16 protein-coding genes are annotated in these 17,906 nt (G+C 61.3%); 12 read left to right on the top strand and 4 right to left on the bottom strand.

All coding sequences use genetic code 11. From position 1 onward, the window contains the following. Positions 1–60: 60 nt before the first annotated feature. Entirely contained in the window at positions 61–735 is a 675-nt protein-coding gene (locus ACTJK9_RS19535) for a hypothetical protein (protein ID WP_221399662.1), read from the top strand. A 23-nt stretch (positions 736–758) separates the two neighbouring features. On the opposite strand, the gene ACTJK9_RS19530 is transcribed toward ACTJK9_RS19535, so the two are convergent. After that, positions 759–2,390, bottom strand: a complete 1,632-nt coding sequence (locus tag ACTJK9_RS19530) for a Na+/H+ antiporter (protein ID WP_440815572.1) — start codon at positions 2,388–2,390, stop codon at positions 759–761. A gap of 182 nt (positions 2,391–2,572) precedes the next feature. On the opposite strand from ACTJK9_RS19530, the gene ACTJK9_RS19525 reads away from it, so the two are divergent. The 4 genes from ACTJK9_RS19525 to ACTJK9_RS19510 all read left to right on the top strand — a co-directional run bounded on the left by ACTJK9_RS19525 (position 2,573) and on the right by ACTJK9_RS19510 (position 5,758). Continuing rightward, positions 2,573–2,935, top strand: a complete 363-nt coding sequence (locus ACTJK9_RS19525) for an ArsC family reductase (RefSeq protein WP_003222107.1) — start codon at positions 2,573–2,575, stop codon at positions 2,933–2,935. A gap of 31 nt (positions 2,936–2,966) precedes the next feature. After that, positions 2,967–4,001 carry a 2,3,4,5-tetrahydropyridine-2,6-dicarboxylate N-succinyltransferase gene (dapD, locus tag ACTJK9_RS19520; protein WP_085612285.1) on the top strand — a complete coding sequence of 345 codons (1,035 nt, stop codon included), beginning with the start codon at positions 2,967–2,969 and terminating at the stop codon, positions 3,999–4,001. 150 nt (positions 4,002–4,151) lie between these two features. Beyond that, on the top strand, positions 4,152–5,357 hold the full coding sequence (locus tag ACTJK9_RS19515; RefSeq protein WP_221398803.1) for an aminotransferase class V-fold PLP-dependent enzyme: 1,206 nt from the start codon (positions 4,152–4,154) through the stop codon (positions 5,355–5,357). Then, positions 5,354–5,758 carry a SufE family protein gene (locus tag ACTJK9_RS19510; RefSeq protein WP_085612283.1) on the top strand — a complete coding sequence of 135 codons (405 nt, stop codon included), beginning with the start codon at positions 5,354–5,356 and terminating at the stop codon, positions 5,756–5,758. The genes ACTJK9_RS19515 and ACTJK9_RS19510 overlap by 4 nt, the downstream gene beginning before the upstream one ends. 25 nt (positions 5,759–5,783) lie before the next feature. Here ACTJK9_RS19510 and tcdA read toward each other — a convergent pair whose 3' ends face one another. Further along, positions 5,784–6,602, bottom strand: a complete 819-nt coding sequence (gene tcdA / locus ACTJK9_RS19505) for a tRNA cyclic N6-threonylcarbamoyladenosine(37) synthase TcdA (RefSeq protein ID WP_039769652.1) — start codon at positions 6,600–6,602, stop codon at positions 5,784–5,786. A 274-nt stretch (positions 6,603–6,876) separates the two neighbouring features. Between tcdA and ACTJK9_RS19500 the strand changes: the two genes are divergently transcribed. The 4 genes from ACTJK9_RS19500 to ACTJK9_RS19485 all read left to right on the top strand — a co-directional run bounded on the left by ACTJK9_RS19500 (position 6,877) and on the right by ACTJK9_RS19485 (position 11,980). After that, positions 6,877–9,468, top strand: coding sequence for a glycosyltransferase (locus ACTJK9_RS19500; RefSeq protein WP_440815566.1), 2,592 nt, complete (start codon positions 6,877–6,879; stop codon positions 9,466–9,468). A 98-nt stretch (positions 9,469–9,566) separates the two neighbouring features. Next, entirely contained in the window at positions 9,567–10,718 is a 1,152-nt protein-coding gene (gene dapE / locus ACTJK9_RS19495; RefSeq protein ID WP_064593754.1) for a succinyl-diaminopimelate desuccinylase, read from the top strand. Continuing rightward, positions 10,718–11,527: a putative RNA methyltransferase gene (locus tag ACTJK9_RS19490; RefSeq protein ID WP_064593749.1), complete on the top strand. Its 810-nt coding sequence runs from the start codon at positions 10,718–10,720 to the stop codon at positions 11,525–11,527. Before dapE ends, ACTJK9_RS19490 begins: the two co-directional genes overlap by 1 nt. A 75-nt stretch (positions 11,528–11,602) precedes the next feature. Beyond that, complete coding sequence (locus ACTJK9_RS19485) at positions 11,603–11,980, top strand: hypothetical protein (protein WP_039769649.1); 378 nt, start codon at positions 11,603–11,605, stop codon at positions 11,978–11,980. A gap of 153 nt (positions 11,981–12,133) precedes the next feature. On the opposite strand, the gene ACTJK9_RS19480 is transcribed toward ACTJK9_RS19485, so the two are convergent. Then, a complete protein-coding gene (locus ACTJK9_RS19480; RefSeq protein ID WP_007954750.1) occupies positions 12,134–12,343 on the bottom strand; it encodes a cold shock domain-containing protein in 210 nt (69 codons plus the stop codon). 237 nt (positions 12,344–12,580) lie between these two features. Between ACTJK9_RS19480 and plsB the strand changes: the two genes are divergently transcribed. The 3 genes from plsB to ACTJK9_RS19465 all read left to right on the top strand — a co-directional run bounded on the left by plsB (position 12,581) and on the right by ACTJK9_RS19465 (position 16,259). After that, positions 12,581–15,082: a glycerol-3-phosphate 1-O-acyltransferase PlsB gene (gene plsB, locus ACTJK9_RS19475; protein WP_440815562.1), complete on the top strand. Its 2,502-nt coding sequence runs from the start codon at positions 12,581–12,583 to the stop codon at positions 15,080–15,082. Positions 15,083–15,146: 64 nt separating this feature from the next. Beyond that, on the top strand, positions 15,147–15,545 hold the full coding sequence (locus ACTJK9_RS19470; protein WP_221398799.1) for a YbaY family lipoprotein: 399 nt from the start codon (positions 15,147–15,149) through the stop codon (positions 15,543–15,545). A 24-nt stretch (positions 15,546–15,569) separates the two neighbouring features. Beyond that, positions 15,570–16,259, top strand: coding sequence for a DUF4197 domain-containing protein (locus ACTJK9_RS19465; protein WP_011332665.1), 690 nt, complete (start codon positions 15,570–15,572; stop codon positions 16,257–16,259). Here ACTJK9_RS19465 and ACTJK9_RS19460 read toward each other — a convergent pair. Next, entirely contained in the window at positions 16,256–17,650 is a 1,395-nt protein-coding gene (locus tag ACTJK9_RS19460) for a Fic family protein (RefSeq protein ID WP_221398797.1), read from the bottom strand. The genes ACTJK9_RS19465 and ACTJK9_RS19460 overlap by 4 nt on opposite strands. Positions 17,651–17,906: the final 256 nt, after the last annotated feature.

Genomic DNA, 17,906 nt, shown 5'->3' with positions numbered 1-17,906 from the left:
CCCGAACTCATCGAGTTGCTGGACACGTTAATTATTTCCTGCAAGTAAGGACACTTGAACATGATTCAAACAATCAACCAGTCTCGCCGAAAAAAACGCGCAGCCGGCAAACCGGCTCACTTCTGGACGCCTGGCCAGACATTGCGAATTGCCTTTCTGAATGGCGACCAGGCGTTCAAAGAGGCTGTCAAAACCGCAGCGAGCAACTGGCTGCCTCACATCAACCTGAAGTTCGATTTTGTCGAGGGCGACTCAGGGGATATTCGTATCAAAAGCGAGCCCGGTATTTACTGGTCTGTCATCGGTAACAACGCCCTTTTGGTCGAAGCGCCAGACCCGACCATGAGGCTGTCACCGGACCTGCGAGCACCTGCGTTCTTCGCCGCCAATGTCATGCATGAGTTCGGGCACGCATTGGGAGCCGAACATGAGCACCTGCACCCGGAGTCAAACATTCCTTGGAACAAACCTGCGGTTTACGCCTCACACGGCGTGGCCGAAGACGCCGATGAAGACGATTACGCGCGCCAGTCTGTCGATGAACGCTACTTCAACCTGCTCGATGCAGGCTCGTTCGACTATTCGCCTTACGATCCGAAATCGATCATGCATTACCCCGTTCGCCAGGACTGGACCCACGGCGATTTCAAGATTGATCTGAATCGAGTGCTCAGTGAAAAGGACAAGGCCTTCATGGCGAAGGCCTATCCGTACCCTGCTGCACAGACGGCGTAGCCAGTGGGCCAGGGCCGCCTGGATCATTTGACCTGCCCCAGATTGGCCTCACTCAAATCCAGTTCGCCCAGCACTTCACGTAAAACGTCATCACCAATCTGATGCTGACGACTGAGGCTGTACAACTCAAGGCGCTGCGCCCGCAATGCCTTGAGGCGCAAGCGGCGTTCCAGCAGATCCATCTGGAACGCCAGCGCCTGGGCTTCGGCCGAATCGTTGAACACCTCCAGCTGATGGCGGTACTCGGACATGATCCGCGCCTTGAGCTCCGCTGCCAGCGCGGCTTGCGCGGCATCCTGCGGGTTGACCTCTTCGGTCTCCAGCGCGTGAATCGCTGCTTCCGCGGTCTTTCGCCAGGCGTCACGGACTTCCTGACGACGCTTGTCGTCCGGGCTTTTTTCGATACCACGCAACAGCAATGGCAGCGCAATACACGCCGCCACCAGCGACAACAGAATCACCCCGGCGGCGATGAAGATCAGCAGGTCGCGCTCGGGAAACACCTCGCTGCCCATCAGCATCGGCACCGACATCACACCCGCCAGGGTCACCGCACCGCGCACACCGCCAACGGTCAGCAACCAGCAGGAACGGGCGGTCGGCACTTGCGTCAGATCCCCCTTCCCACGCAGGCGACGCAACAGCACCGAAAGACGCCAGATGCTCTGCACCCAGATAAAACGCAACAGGACCAGCGCCAGGAAGATCGCCACCACATCGAGACAGCGATAGAACAGGGTCGGCCACAACGACGTCTCGTGGCTGACCACCGCTTTAATGATGTCCGGTAGCTGCAGGCCGAGCAGCAGAAAAATCAAACCGTTGAAGGCAAACTCCAGCAACGACCACACGCTGCGATTGAGCAACCGGGTGCTGGTCTGGCGCGGCAGCAGATCGAGCCAGCTCTGCATCATCCCCGCCGCCACTGCCGAAAGAATGCCCGACGCGCCGAGCCGTTCGGCCAGCACGTAAGCGGCGAATGGCAGCAGCAACATGAACACCACGTGGGTCGCCGGATCGTCCCAGCCCCGGGCGATCATCCAGGCGCGCAACCGGCCGACCAGCCAGCTCAGCGCCACACCCACTGCCAGCCCGCCGACCGCGACCAGTACGAAGGTCAGGCTGGCGTTGGCCAGGGAAAACGCACCGGTAACCGCCGCGACCAGGGCGAACTTGAACGTCACCAGGCCCGAAGCGTCATTCATCAGCGCCTCGCCCTGCAACATGTGCATCAATGGTGTGGGCAAGCGGTTCTGCGAAATGGCCGAGACGGCCACGGCATCCGTTGGCGACAGTACCGCCGCCAGCGCGAAGGCCACCGGCAAGGGAATCGTCGGCAGCAGCCAATGAATGAAGTAGCCCGCCCCGACCACGGTAAACAGCACCAACCCGACCGCCAGCGTCAGCACCGGCCCGCGCAGGCGCCACAATTCCCGCTTGGGCATGCGCCAGCCATCGGAAAACAGCAGCGGTGGCAGGAACAGAAACAGGAACAGCTCCGGATCAAGAGCCACGTGCAGGCCGAGGGTCGGCCAGGCCAGCAAGGCACCGGCGGCGATCTGCACCAGTGGCAGCGGCAGCGGAATCACCCGTCCCACCAGGCGCGAGACACTGACCAGCATCAGCAGGATCAGGACGGTATAAGCGGTTTGCATAGAGCGGAAATCCCGGACAATCGACAGCGTTGAAACTGCCATATTAGCCGCTTAGGCTGTGCGTGACCGTTGCACCTATGTCGCAGCCCCCTCAGCAAAAGCAACCCCGGCGCCGCGAAACCGTCTGGTCATGGCATAATCCGACACCATTTTTTTCCAGCACCTGTAAAGGGGGCAATTCCTTGACCGTTTCAAGCAAAACGTTGCACCTTTTCGGCATCAAAGCCTGCGACACCATGAAAAAGGCGCGCACCTGGCTCGATGAACACGCTGTCAGCTATGACTTCCACGATTACAAGACCGCCGGCATTGACCGTGAGCACCTGACCCAATGGTGCGACGAGCATGGCTGGCAAACGGTGTTGAACCGCGCAGGCACGACCTTTCGCAAACTCGACGACGAACGCAAAGCCGATCTCGACCAGTCGAAAGCCATCGAACTGATGCTCGCTCAACCCTCGATGATCAAGCGCCCGGTGCTCGATCTCGGTGACCGAACCCTGATTGGCTTCAAGCCAGATATCTACGCGGCCGCGCTCAAGTAAGCAGCCCGTCACTTTTTGTAGAGGTATTCACATGTCCAACTCCCTGTTCAGTATTGCCTTCGGCGTCGGCACCCAAAACCGTCAAGGCGCGTGGCTGGAAGTGTTCTACGCCCAGCCGCTGTTGAACCCTTCGGCCGAACTGGTTGCCGCAGTTGCACCGATCCTCGGCTACACCGGAGGCAACCAGGCCATCACCTTCACCACCGCACAGGCTGCGCAACTGGCTGAAGCCGTGAAAGGCATCGACGCGGTACAAGGCAAGCTGCTGACCCGCCTGGCCGAAAGCCACAAGCCGCTGGTCGCGACCCTGCTGGCCGAAGACGCGCAACTGACTTCGACTCCTGAGGCTTACCTCAAGCTGCACCTGCTGTCCCATCGCCTGGTCAAGCCGCACGGCGTGAGCCTGGCCGGGATCTTCCCGCTGCTGCCGAACGTGGCCTGGACCAGCCAGGGCGCGATCGACCTGAGCGAACTGGCCGAGCTGCAACTCGAAGCCCGTCTGCGCGGCGAGCTGCTGGAAGTGTTCTCGGTGGACAAGTTCCCGAAAATGACCGACTACGTGGTACCGGCCGGCGTGCGTATCGCTGACGCCGCACGCCTGCGTCTGGGCGCCTACGTGGGCGAAGGCACCACCGTGATGCACGAAGGTTTCATCAACTTCAACGCCGGCACCGAAGGCCCGGGCATGATCGAAGGCCGCGTTTCCGCTGGCGTCTTCGTTGGCAAGGGTTCGGACCTGGGCGGCGGCTGCTCGACCATGGGCACCCTGTCGGGCGGCGGCAACATCGTGATCAAGGTCGGCGAAGGCTGCCTGATCGGCGCCAACGCCGGTATCGGTATCCCGCTGGGCGACCGCAACACCGTCGAGTCGGGCCTGTACGTGACCGCTGGCACCAAGGTGGCGCTGCTGGACGAGCACAACAACCTGGTCAAAGTGGTCAAGGCTCGTGAACTGGCCGGTCAGACCGACCTGCTGTTCCGTCGCAATTCGGAAACCGGCGCTGTGGAATGCAAAACCCACAAATCGGCGATCGAACTGAACGAAGCGCTGCACGCTCACAACTAAGCGCCGCTGTGACCTCCTGTGGGAGCGGGCTTGCTCGCGAAGACGGTGTGTCAGTCACCCTTCATTTTGACTGACACGACGCATTCGCGGGCAAGCCCGCTCCCACAGGGTTCGGCGTTAACCCGCCCATCTTCACCAGGGCTTGAAACCGTGATGATTCCCTCCCCCTGGCGCGCCGATTTCCCGGCCATCGCCGCCCTGCAACGGCAAGACCAGACCTATCTGGACAACGCCGCCACCACGCAAAAACCCCAGGCCCTGCTCGACGCGCTGGCGCATTACTACGCCAATGGCGCGGCCAACGTGCATCGTGCTCAGCATCTGCCCGGCGCCCACGCCACGCAGGCGTTCGAGGACAGCCGCCTGAAGGTTGCCCAGTGGCTGAATGCCGGTGACAGCGGGCAGATCATCTTCACCCACGGCGCCACCAGTGCGCTGAATCTCCTGGCTTACGGCCTGGAACATCTTTTCCTTCCAGGCGATGAAATTGTCATCAGCGCCCTGGAGCATCACGCCAATCTGCTGCCGTGGCAGCAACTGGCACAACGTCGCGACCTCAAACTGGTGATCCTGCCGCTGGACGATGACGGCGTGATCGACCTCGCTGCTGCCGTTCACCTGATCGGTCCGCGCACTCGCTTGCTGGCGGTCAGCCAGTTGTCCAACGTACTGGGCGCCTGGCAACCGTTGCCGGCACTGCTGGCAATGGCCAAGGCGCACAACGCGTTGACCGTGGTCGATGGCGCTCAAGGCGTGGTTCACGGCCGGCATGACGCGCAGGCGCTGGGTTGCGACTTTTATGTGTTTTCCAGCCACAAGTTGTACGGGCCCGATGGCCTTGGCGTGCTGTTCGGGCGCAACGCCGCGCTCGAACAACTGCGCCCGTGGCAGTTCGGTGGCGAAATGGTGCTGGAAGCCAATTATCACGACGCGCGTTTCCGCCCGGCGCCACTGGGTTTCGAAGCGGGAACGCCGCCGATTGCCAGCGTGATCGGCCTCGGCGCGACCCTCGATTATCTGGCCGGTCTGGATCAGGACGCCGTGTCCACCCACGAAGCGGCGCTGCACGACTATCTGTTGCGCGGCCTTGCTGCCCGCAATGGCATCCGTCTGCTGGGCAAGCCGCAACTGGCGCTGGTCAGTTTTGTCGTGGAAGGTGTGCACAACGCCGATCTTGCGCACTTGCTGACCGAACAGGGCATCGCCGTGCGTGCCGGACACCACTGCGCGATGCCGTTGCTCAAGCGTTTCGAACTGGCCGGGGCGATTCGTGTGTCGCTGGCGCTGTACAACGATTCCGAAGATCTGGAGCGGTTCTTTGAAGCGCTGGATCAGGCGCTGGAGCTGTTGCGATGAGCCTGCCGGTCGAGGCCGCCGACGCGCTGCAAACGTTTCAGAACGCCGCCGGCTGGGAACAGCGGGCGCGGCTGTTAATGCAATTTGGTGACCGCCTGCCGCCGTTGAGCGATGCGGACAAGTGCGAGGCCAATCGGGTGCACGGCTGTGAAAGCCAGGTGTGGCTGGTTGGAGAGTTGCGCGACGGTCACTGGCAATTCGCAGCAGGCAGCGATGCGCGGATGATTCGCGGATTGGTGGCGTTGTTGCTGTTGCGGGTCAACGGCTTGTCGGCCGCCGAGTTGCAGCAAATCGATCTGCCGGAGTGGTTCAATCAATTGGGACTGTCGCGGCAGTTGTCGCCGTCGCGCAGCAATGGCTTGAATGCCGTGCTGCAGCGGATGAACGAGCTGGCGCAGTAAAAGGGCTGCTGGGCAGCCCTATGCTTCAGGCCTGAGGCTTGACCCGATCCGCCGGTCGCCGCACGCCCGCCACAATCTTGTCTACGGCCTTGGTCGCCGCGACCATGCCGAACGTCGCCGTCACCATCATCACCGCGCCAAACCCGCCGGCGCAGTCCAGTTTCACGCCGTCACCGACAAAACTCTTCTGCAGGCAAATGCTGCCGTCCGGCTTCGGATAGCGCAGCTGTTCGGTGGAGAACACGCACGGCACGCTGTAATGGCGGGTCACGGTTCGCGAGAAACCGTAGTCACGGCGCAACGTTGAACGCACTTTCGAAGCCAGCGGATCGTTGAAGGTGCGGTTGAGGTCGCAGACCTGAATCAACGTTGGATCGATCTGTCCGCCAGCTCCACCGGTGGTGATGATCTGAATCTTGCGGCGCTTGCACCAGGCGATCAGCGCAGCCTTGGCGTTGACCGCATCAATGCAGTCGATCACGCAGTCGATGTTCGGCGTGATGTATTCGGCCATGGTGTCGCGGGTGACGAAGTCCGCCACGGCGTGCACCTTGCAGTCCGGGTTGATCCCGCGCAGACGCTCGGCCATCACCTCGACCTTGGGTTTGCCGACGGTGCTGTCGAGCGCGTGCAACTGGCGGTTGGCGTTGCTGACGCAGACGTCGTCGAGGTCGAACAGCGAAATCTCGCCCACCCCGCAACGGGCCATGGCTTCCGCCGCCCAGGAACCGACGCCGCCAACGCCGACAATCGCCACATGGGCTGCACGCAGGCGCTCGAGGCCCTCGATGCCATACAAACGGGCGATGCCTGCAAACCGCGGATCTTCTGTACTCATGACCATTACCCTGAAAACCGGCGCGCATTATAGGGCCGTCGGCGGCCAAGAGCATCTTTGCGCTATGAACGGCGAACGCGCCTGCTTTAATTGAAGCTGCACGTAACAAAGATTTGTCTTACACACTGAAACGAAAGAACTTAAGTCAGGTTGGATTGCCCAACGTCCGGCATTTCCCTGTCTCTTGTAGGACTCAGCGAACTGCCGGTGTAGGATGCGCGCCCTCCTGGCGTCAACCAGCCGACCCTTCGTTCCACAGCCTTTGGAACCCGACACAGCTATGTCATCGCGTAAATTTGGACTCAACCTGGTGGTGGTTCTGGCAATCGCCGCCCTGTTCACCGGTTTCTGGGCGCTGATCAACCGCCCCGTTTCCGCGCCGAACTGGCCGGAGCAGATCTCCGGTTTCTCCTATTCACCGTTCCAGCAGGGACAGTTCCCACAGAAGGATCAGTATCCGTCCGACGATGAAATGCGCCGCGACCTGGAGATCATGAGCAAGCTGACGGACAACATCCGCATCTACTCGGTCGACGGCTCCCTGCAGGACATCCCGAAACTGGCGGAAGAATTCGGTCTGCGCGTGACCCTGGGGATCTGGATCAGCCCCGACCAGGAGCGCAACGAGCGGGAGATCGCTAAAGCTATCGAGTTGGCCAACTCTTCGCGCAGTGTGGTTCGCGTGGTGGTCGGCAACGAAGCACTGTTCCGGGAGGAAATCACGCCTGAGGCCCTGATCGTCCTGCTGGATCGTGTCCGTGCAGCGGTGAAGGTACCGGTCACCACCTCCGAACAATGGCATATCTGGGAGAAATACCCGCAACTGGCCAAACACGTCGACCTGATTGCCGCCCACGTTCTGCCCTACTGGGAATTCATTCCGGTGGACAAGGCCGGGCAGTTCGTTTTCGACCGCGCCCGCGACCTGAAAAAGATGTTCCCGAAAAAACCGCTGCTGCTGTCCGAAGTGGGCTGGCCGAGCAACGGCCGCATGCGCGGTGGCGCCGATGCGTCGCCGGCGGATCAGGCGATCTACCTGCGCACGCTGGTCAACAAACTCAACCGCCAGGGCTTCAACTACTTCGTGATCGAAGCGTTTGACCAGCCGTGGAAGGCCAGCGACGAAGGTTCGGTTGGCGCCTACTGGGGCGTGTTCAACGCCGCGCGCCAGCAGAAATTCAACTTCGAAGGTCCGGTGGTGGCGATCCCGCAATGGCGCGTGCTGGCCATCGGTTCGGTGGTGCTGGCGCTGCTGTCGCTGACCCTGCTGATGATCGACGGCTCGGCCCTGCGTCAGCGCGGCCGTACCTTCCTGACCTTTATCGCGTTTCTGTGCGGTTCGGTGCTGGTGTGGATCGGTTACGACTACAGCCAGCAGTACAGCACGTGGTTCAGCCTGACGGTGGGCTTCCTGCTGGCGCTCGGTGCGCTCGGGGTGTTCATCGTGTTGCTGACCGAGGCCCACGAACTGGCCGAAGCGGTGTGGATTCACAAACGCCGGCGTGAATTCCTGCCGGTGGTCGGCGATTCTGATTACCGCCCGAAAGTTTCGATCCACGTGCCCTGCTACAACGAGCCGCCGGAGATGGTCAAACAGACCCTCAACGCCCTGGCCAACCTCGACTATCCGGACTTCGAAGTCCTGATCATCGACAACAACACCAAGGACCCGGCGGTCTGGGAACCGGTGCGCGACTACTGCGAAACGCTCGGCCCGCGCTTCAAGTTCTTCCACGTCTCGCCTCTGGCCGGCTTCAAGGGCGGCGCGCTGAACTACCTGATCCCGCACACCGCCAAGGACGCCGAAGTGATCGCGGTGATCGACTCCGACTACTGCGTGCACCCGAACTGGCTCAAGCACATGGTGCCGCACTTCGCCGCCCCGAAAATCGCCGTGGTGCAGTCGCCGCAGGATTATCGCGACCAGAACGAAAGCACCTTCAAAAAGCTCTGCTACGCCGAATACAAAGGCTTCTTCCACATCGGCATGGTCACCCGCAACGACCGCGACGCGATCATCCAGCACGGCACCATGACCATGACCCGTCGTTCGGTTCTGGAAGAACTGGGCTGGGCCGACTGGTGCATCTGTGAAGACGCCGAACTCGGTCTGCGGGTATTCGAGAAAGGCCTGTCGGCGGCGTATTACCACGACAGTTACGGCAAGGGTCTGATGCCGGACACCTTCATCGACTTCAAGAAGCAGCGGTTCCGCTGGGCCTACGGTGCAATCCAGATCATCAAGCGCCACACCCGCAGCCTGCTGCGCGGCAAAGACACCGAGCTGACCCGCGGCCAGCGTTACCACTTCCTCGCAGGCTGGCTGCCTTGGGTGGCGGACGGCATGAACATCTTCTTCACCGTCGGCGCGCTGTTGTGGTCGGCGGCGATGATCATCGTGCCGCAACGGGTCGACCCACCGCTGCTGATCTTCGCGATCCCGCCGCTGGCGCTGTTCGTGTTCAAGGTCGGCAAGATCATCTTCCTCTACCGTCGCGCCGTGGGCGTGAACCTCAAGGATGCATTCTGCGCGGCACTGGCCGGTCTGGCGTTGTCGCACACCATCGCCAAAGCGGTGCTGTACGGCTTCTTCACCAGCAGCATTCCGTTCTTCCGCACCCCGAAAAACGCCGACAACCATGGCTTCTGGGTGGCGATTTCCGAAGCCCGGGAAGAGCTGTTCATCATGCTGCTGTTGTGGGGCGCGGCACTGGGGATCTTCCTGGTGCAGGGCATTCCGAGCAACGACATGCGCTTCTGGGTGGCCATGTTGCTGGTGCAGTCGCTGCCGTACGTGGCGGCGCTGATCATGGCGTTCCTGTCGTCGCTGCCAAAACCTGCGGCGGCGCCTGAACCGGCACCGGTGGTCTAAATCCTCACCGATGCACTAAACGGCGGCCAATGGTCGCCGTTTTGCTTTAAGATAACCGCCATTTTGCGCGCCTTGCCCCCCAGCTTTCGGAGTTTTCCATGACGGCCCACGCCGACCTTTCGCCGACCCTCCAACTCGCCATCGACCTGATCCGCCGTCCGTCCGTGACGCCGGTCGACGCCGATTGCCAGAAGCAGATGATGCAGCGCCTGGGCGATGCCGGTTTCCAGCTGGAACCGATGCGCATCGAAGATGTGGATAACTTCTGGGCGACTCACGGCAAAGGCGACGGCCCGGTGCTGTGCTTCGCTGGCCACACCGACGTGGTACCAACCGGCCCGGTGACGGCCTGGCAGATCGACCCGTTCAACGCGGTGATCGACGAGCACGGCATGCTCTGCGGCCGTGGCGCGGCGGACATGAAAGGCAGCCTGGCCTCGATGACCGTAGCGGCCGAGCGTTTCGTCGCCGACTACCCGGATCACAAGGGCAAGGTTGCATTCCTGATCACCAGCGACGAAGAAGGCCCGGCGCATCACGGCACCAAGGCTGTGGTCGAGCGCCTGGCAGCCCGTAACGAGCGTCTGGACTGGTGCATCGTCGGCGAACCGTCGAGCACCACGCTAGTGGGCGACGTGGTGAAGAACGGTCGTCGCGGCTCCCTCGGCGCCAAACTGACCGTGCGCGGTGTCCAGGGCCACGTCGCCTATCCGCATCTGGCGAAGAACCCGATCCACCTCGCTGCCCCGGCTCTGGCCGAGCTGGCAGCCGAGCATTGGGATCACGGCAACGACTTCTTCCCGCCGACCAGTTTCCAGATTTCCAACGTCAACTCCGGCACCGGCGCGACCAACGTGATTCCGGGCGATCTGGTGGCGGTGTTCAACTTCCGCTTCTCCACCGAGTCGACCGTTGAAGGGCTGCAGAAACGCGTCGCCGACATCCTCGACAAGCACGGCCTGGACTGGCACATCGACTGGGCGCTGTCCGGTCTGCCATTCCTCACCGAGCCGGGTGCGCTGCTCGACGCGGTGTCGTCGAGCATCAAGGACATCACTGGCCGCGAGACCAAGGCGTCCACCAGCGGCGGCACCTCCGACGGTCGTTTCATCGCGACCATGGGTACGCAGGTTGTTGAGCTGGGCCCGGTCAACGCAACCATCCACCAGGTCAACGAGCGCGTGCTGGCGGCCGATCTCGACGTGCTGACCGAGATCTACTACCAGACCCTGATCAAGTTGCTCGTCTGATGCTCGCGTGCCCGATCTGCAGTGAACCGCTAAACGCGGTGGACAACGGCGTGGTCTGCCCCGCCGGCCACCGCTTTGACCGTGCGCGCCAGGGTTACCTCAACCTGCTGCCGGTGCAGCACAAGAACAGCCGCGATCCCGGTGACAATCAGGCGATGGTCGAGGCCCGCCGCGACTTTCTGAACGCCGGGCATTACGCGCCAGTGGCCAAGCGCCTGGCGGAACTGGCGGCGAGTTATGCGCCGGCGCGCTGGGTCGATATCGGTTGTGGCGAGGGTTACTACACCGCGCAGATCGCCGAGGCTTTGCCCGACGCCGACGGTTACGCGCTGGACATCTCGAAGGAAGCGGTCAAACGCGCCTGCAAACGCAACCCGGCGCTGACCTGGTTGATCGCCAGCATGGCCCGGGTGCCACTGGCCTCCGGCAGTTGCCAGTTTCTGGCCAGCGTCTTCAGCCCACTGGACTGGGAAGAGGCCAAACGCCTGCTCAGTGTTGGCGGCGGCCTGATGAAAGTCGGCCCGACCAGCGGCCATCTGATGGAACTGCGCGAACGCCTGTACGACGAAGTGCGCGAATACACCGACGACAAGCACCTGGCCCTGGTGCCGGAAGGCATGGCGCTGGCGCACAGTGAAACCCTGGAATTCAAACTGACGCTGGACAAGCCCGAGGATCGCGCCAACCTGCTGGCGATGACGCCCCACGGCTGGCGCGCCAGTGCCGAGCGCCGCGCGGCGGTGATCGAACAGGCCGAGCCGTTCGTGACCACGGTCTCGATGCGCTACGATTATTTCGTTCTTCAATAACTTTTGGTCCCGGGCAACGACCCGGGGCCGGCTAAATCCGCGAATGGATTTTTCAGACCCGCAGTGAGGATATCCATGCGCCAACCGGACATCGAGATTTACCTGAAAGACGCCGACGTCGACCACAAGGCCATATCCGCCTGGCTGGGCGCCGCCCTCGGCCCGTGCAGCGACTGGGTACAGAAAGGTCAGACGTACAAGTGCAAGGCCGGCAACATCCCGGTGACCTGGCTGCCGAAAGCCGTGGGCAAGTGGAACAGCCTGTACCTGGAAAGCGACGCGACCCCTTGGGACGACGACATCGCCTGCGCCCGGGCAGCCTTTGCCGCGCTGAACGTCGAAGTGCGCTGCGCGCCGGGGACGTGGGTCGAGGAAGAAGGTGAAGAAACGGCGGATCGCTGGATCCGGATCAGCGCCGATGGTGAAGAAGAGATCACCTGGAAAACGGCTTAAAAACCAGCAACACAATGACAATGTGGGAGCGAGCCTGCTCGCGATTGCGTAGTGTCAGTCGATATCAAGGCTGACTGATACACCGCAATCGTCGGAACGCCGCCCGGAGCAGGCTCGCTCCCACAATGATTTTCGGTGTTCTGAAGATTTGCGTTACAGGCCTACAACGTCTTCAGCCTGCAACCCCTTCTGCCCTTCCACCACCGCGTATTCAACCTGCTGACCCTCGGTCAGCGAACGGTGGCCTTCGCCACGGATCGCGCGGTAGTGCACGAACACGTCCACCCCGTCTTCGCGCTGAATGAAGCCGTAGCCCTTGGCGTCGTTGAACCACTTCACGTTGCCGGTTTCACGTGTTGCCATCTGTTCATACTCCTTTTTTATTATTGAACAGGCTTTTCGCAGGAAAGCCTTTGAGGAACGTCAGCCTGCGTCCGACGTCCATAAAAGGGCCCCGGCGACAGATCGCCGAGTATATGACAGGCGGCAAAACTCTCAACAGGAGATTACTTCGCCGCTTTTTTGCCGATTTTCGCCCAATACGGCAAACTGTCGACCGCCCGAGCAAACGCTCGGTTTATCCACTCACGCAGAAGCCGTATGACCCGTTCCCCGTTCCGCCGTCTTGTGTTTGGCACCTTGCGCCGACTGTTGTATCTCTGGGTTCGCTCCGAGACGATCAACCAGTCGTCGTTCACCCTCAACCTCGACCGCAGTCGTCCGGTGTTCTACGTCCTGCAAAATCCATCGCTGACTGATCTGGCGGTGGTCGACACCGAGTGCACCAAGGCCGGCCTGCCGCGCCCGGTGCTGCCGGTGTCCGTGGGTTCGCTGATCGAACCGGCAGCGTTTTTCTACCTGACGCCGGACCCGGACTGGCTCGGTCGCCAGGACAAGCGCGGTGCACCGCCGACCCTGACCCGACTGGTCAGCGCCCTCAGCCAGAACGCTGCCGAAGACGCGCAGATCATTCCGGTCAGCGTGTTCTGGGGCCAGTCGCCGGACAGCGAAAACAGCCCGTGGAAACTGCTGTTCGCCGACAGCTGGGCCGTCACCGGGCGTCTGCGTCGCCTGCTGAGCATCATGATTCTGGGGCGCAAGACCCGCGTGCAATTCTCCGCACCGATCCACCTGCGCGAACTGATCGAACACAACAAGGGCCACGAGCGCACGGTGCGCATGGCCCAGCGGATCCTGCGGGTGCACTTCCGCAACCTCAAGGCTGCAGTGATCGGTCCGGACATTTCCCACCGCCGCAACCTGGTCAAAGGCCTGCTCAACCAGCCGCTGGTCAAGCAAGCGATCCTCGACGAAGCCGAGCGCGAAAACATCTCCCCGGAAAAAGCCAAGGCCCAAGCCCTGCGCTACGGCAACGAGATCGCCTCGGACTACACCTACACCGCGATCCGTTTTCTGGAAGTGGTGCTGAGCTGGTTCTGGAACAAGATCTACGACGGGATCAAGGTCAACCACATCGAAGGCGTGCAGAAGGTCGCCCAGGGTCACGAAGTGATCTACGTGCCGTGCCACCGCAGCCACATCGACTATCTGCTGCTGTCGTACTTGCTGTTCCGCAATGGCCTGACCCCGCCGCACATCGCCGCCGGGATCAACCTCAACATGCCGGTGATCGGCAGCCTGCTGCGCCGTGGCGGCGCGTTCTTCATGCGCCGCACGTTCAAGGGCAATCCACTGTACACCTCGGTGTTCAACGAATACCTGCACACCCTGTTCACCAAAGGTTTCCCGGTCGAGTACTTCGTCGAGGGCGGTCGCTCGCGTACCGGGCGCATGCTGCAACCGAAAACCGGGATGCTCGCAATCACCATGCGCAGCTTCCTGCGCTCGTCGCGGATGCCGATCGTGTTTGTCCCGGTGTACATCGGTTATGAGCGCGTGCTCGAAGGCCGCACCTACCTCGGCGAGCTGCGTGGCGCGAGCAAGAAGAAAGAATCGATCTTCGACATCTTCAAAGTCATCGGCGCGCTAAAGCAGCGCTTCGGCCAGGTGGCGGTGAACTTTGGCGAACCGATCAAACTCGCGGAGTTCCTCGACAGCGAACAGCCCGACTGGCGCCAGCAGGAACTCGGCCCGCAGTACAAGCCGGCGTGGCTCAACGAAACCACCAATCGCCTCGGCGAAAAAGTCGCGCAGCACCTGAACGAAGCGGCGGCGATCAACCCGGTCAACCTGGTGGCGCTGGCGCTGCTGTCGACCACCCGCCTGGCGCTGGATGATCGGGCCATGGCGCGGGTGCTGGATCTGTATCTGGCGCTGCTGCGCAAGGTCCCGTACTCGCCGCACACCACGTTGCCGGAAGGCGATGGCCGCGCGCTGATCGAGCACGTGAAGGACATGGATCTGCTGTCCGAGCAGAACGATGCGCTGGGCAAGATTCTTTATCTGGACGAGCAGAACGCCGTCCTGATGACCTATTACCGCAACAACGTGCTGCACATCTTCGCCCTGCCGGCGCTGCTGGCGAGCTTCTTCCAGAGCACCTCGCGCATGAGCCGCGAACAGATCCTGCGCTACACCCGCGCGCTGTATCCGTACCTGCAATCAGAGCTGTTCATTCGCTGGACGCTGGACGAACTGGATGCGGTGATCGATCAGTGGCTGGAAGCGTTCGTCGAACAAGGCCTGCTGCGTTTCGAGAAAGACGTGTACCTGCGCCCGGCACCGAGCTCGCGGCATTTCGTGCTGCTGACCCTGCTGTCGAAGAGCATCGCCCAAACCTTGCAACGCTTCTACATGACCGTTTCCCTGCTGCTCAACAGCGGCCAGAACAGCATCAGCGCCGAAGAGCTGGAAGACCTGTGCACGGTCATGGCCCAGCGCCTGTCGATCCTGCACGGCCTGAACGCACCGGAGTTCTTCGACAAGAGCCTGTTCCGCCACTTCATCCAGACCCTGCTCGACCTCGACGTACTGCGTCGCGACGAAGCCGGCAAGTTGAGCTACCACGAACTGCTCGGCGAACTGGCCGAAGGCGCGGCCAAACGGGTGTTGCCGGCGGAGATTCGCTTGTCGATCCGTCAGGTGGCACTGCATCGCAGCGAAGATGCGGCCGATCAGCCCGCCGCTCAGTCCGAGACCTGATGCAAACCTGTGGGAGNNNCGCCTTCGCGAGCAAGCCCGCTCCCACAATGAAAGGATATTTACCATGAAAAAAATGACCGTTCTCGCTGCCGCTGCCCTGCTCAGCGCCTGCCAGTCGACCTCACCGGCCGGCAAGGTCAGCCTCGACGGCGAAGTGTTCTACCTGCAACGCATCGCCCTGCCACCCAGTGCGACCTTGAGTGTGAGCCTGCAGGACGTTTCGCTGGCCGACGCTCCGGCCGTGGTACTCGACGAACAGAAAGGACCGGTCAAAGGCCAGGTGCCGCTGCCGTTCCACTTGAGCTACGATCCGGCCCAGGTCAAACCCGGCCACCGCTACTCGGTCAGCGCGCGCATCGAAGTCAACGGCGAGCTGATGTTCATCACCACCGAAAACCATGCCGTGCAGCTTGATGGCAAGGATCCGCAGCCACTGAAGATCCGCGTCGACGCCGCCCGCTAACCCTCTCCGAACAAGGAAGCCGCCATGCTCCGCCCTACCCTTCGCTTCGCCGGCCTGTGCGCGGGCCTGATGATCTCCGCCAACGCACTGGCCCTGTCCCTCAGCGACCTGTCGCAAGGCGACGCCACCGGTGGCCTCAAGGATGCCCTGACCCAGGGCGCGCAACTGGCCGTCAAACAACTCGGCACCCCGGGCGGCTTCAGCAACAACCCGGACGTGAAGATCGAACTGCCGGGCAAACTCGGGAAAGTCGCCGGCAAGATGAAAGCCTTCGGCATGGGCGCTCAAGTTGAAGAACTGGAAACCGCCATGAACAAGGCCGCGGAAACCGCCGTCACCCAGGCCCAGCCTATCCTCGTCGACGCCGTGAAGAAAATGAGCGTGGAAGACGCCAAAGGCATCCTCAGCGGCGGCAACGACTCTGCTACTCAATACCTGGACAAATCCAGCCGCGAACAGATCCGCACCAAGTTCCTGCCGATCGTCAAGCAGGCAACCGACAAAGTCGGCGTAGCCCAGAAATACAACGCCTTCGCCGGCCAGGCCGCAACCTTCGGCGTGGTGGATGCGAAGAGCGCCAATATCGAAAGCTACGTGACCGAACAAGCGCTGAATGGCCTGTTCGAAATGATCGGCAAACAGGAAGAAACCATTCGCAAGAACCCGGCCGCTGCGGCGACGAGTCTGGCGAAAAAAGTGTTCGGTACGCTCTAAACCGGCACCACACGGGAGTGAGTTTTCTCACTCCCGTTGTTCAATCCGTCGCCAGCAGACACACGTAAAAAGTACACCCACTCGCGTCCCATTTTCTTCTTCTCGAAAACCTGCAGCTCAACCAACCCGCTCAACGCCGACACCGCTGTGTTGTAGGCACAACCAAGATGCTCCTTGACGTTCCCCGCCGTGAACTCCTTCGCCACCCCGCTCCTGGCCACCTGATAAATGGCCCGCTGCCGCTCTGTCAGCCGATCAAAAAAGCCCGAACAGGTCAACCAGCGCTCGAAGCCTTCGCTGTACGCCACACTCTTGCGGTACACATCGGTAAAACCCTCCACCGCCCGCAAAATCACCGAACACTGAAACTCGATGAAGTACGTCAGGTCGAGCTCATCAGCCTCGCTGTGCAAATACGACCGCCCGTACTTTACCGGCGCGTTGCGCAGTAAAAGACTGATCGCGATATAGCGGAATGCCGAAAACTCATGCTTGAACATGAACCAGTAAAACAGCGCCCTGGCGACCCGCCCGTTGCCGTCGCGAAAGGGATGTTCATAGCCCAGGGCAAAGTGAAGCGTGATCGCCTTGATCAGCGGATGCAGGTAGTTTTTTTGCCGAGGTGAACCCTGTGGTTGATTGATCCACTGCGAGAGCAAATCCAGTCGCCTCACCAATCCGACCGCAGGCGGTGGCGAGTGCACGGTATTTCCTTCGCCGTCCTGCACCACCACTTCATCGTTCGTCCTGAAAAGTCCGGGGTCGTACTGCGCGTCATCAATGCCTTCGACACCGACCCGATGCATCGACGCAATCAACCTCACGCTCAAAGGCTCGTAACGTTTTTCCCAGGCGAAATTCATCATCCGGTAATTACCCATGACCATCCGCTCATCCGGCGTCCGCGGCTGGCGCCGTTGCTTGAGCATGTCCTTGGCAACACGAGTGGTGGTCGCGGCGCCCTCCAGCTGACTGCTGCTGATCGCCTCATCCTCGATCAGATCGTTGAGCAGATAACTGAAATACGCCCGCTCGCCTATCTGGCTGGTCATGTATTCCAGCGACGCCGTCGTGGTTTGCCGATCAACCACTGAAAGGGCCTTCTGCGCGGTTGGCGTCGGCACAAACTTCCCCCACTGCGCCGGTTCCCCCAAACGCAGAAGATGAATGTACTGAGCGACACGCGCCTTCTTGACCAGCGCCCAACACAAACGCGAATCCAGCCCGCTGGCCCAGCGATACCGCAAATCCTCAAAAGGCAGATACCGCCCCTGATCATCCAGCGGCTTGAGCAACGCAAGATAGTCCGCCAGACGCTGCTTGTGAGGCGCGCGCATCAACAACTCAAAGACCGGATCGGCCCGACCTTTCAATACCGGCGGTTTCTTCATCAACGCTGCTCAACCAAGGCTGAAAAACAGCCTCGAGTACAGCACCGCCAACACAGCGACTCAATATCGGAGGCGTCTGAAAAACTTGTAGGAGGCGACACAGAGTCCTACACCATTGTTTTGCTCAGCTGTCAGGCTGCCATCGCTAGCAGGCCAGCTCCGACAAGATTGAGTCCAACCGATAGAGCATGGTCGGCAGACAGGCCGCCTTCGCGAGCAAGCTCGCTCCCACAGAAAAGCGCAAAACCCTACACTC

The organism is Pseudomonas sp. 22082 (assembly GCF_052046055.1).
In the GTDB taxonomy this organism is placed as follows: domain Bacteria; phylum Pseudomonadota; class Gammaproteobacteria; order Pseudomonadales; family Pseudomonadaceae; genus Aquipseudomonas; species Aquipseudomonas pharyngis.
Note: the sequence above shows the minus strand (reverse complement) of the source record. Positions and strands in the feature narration are given on the sequence as shown.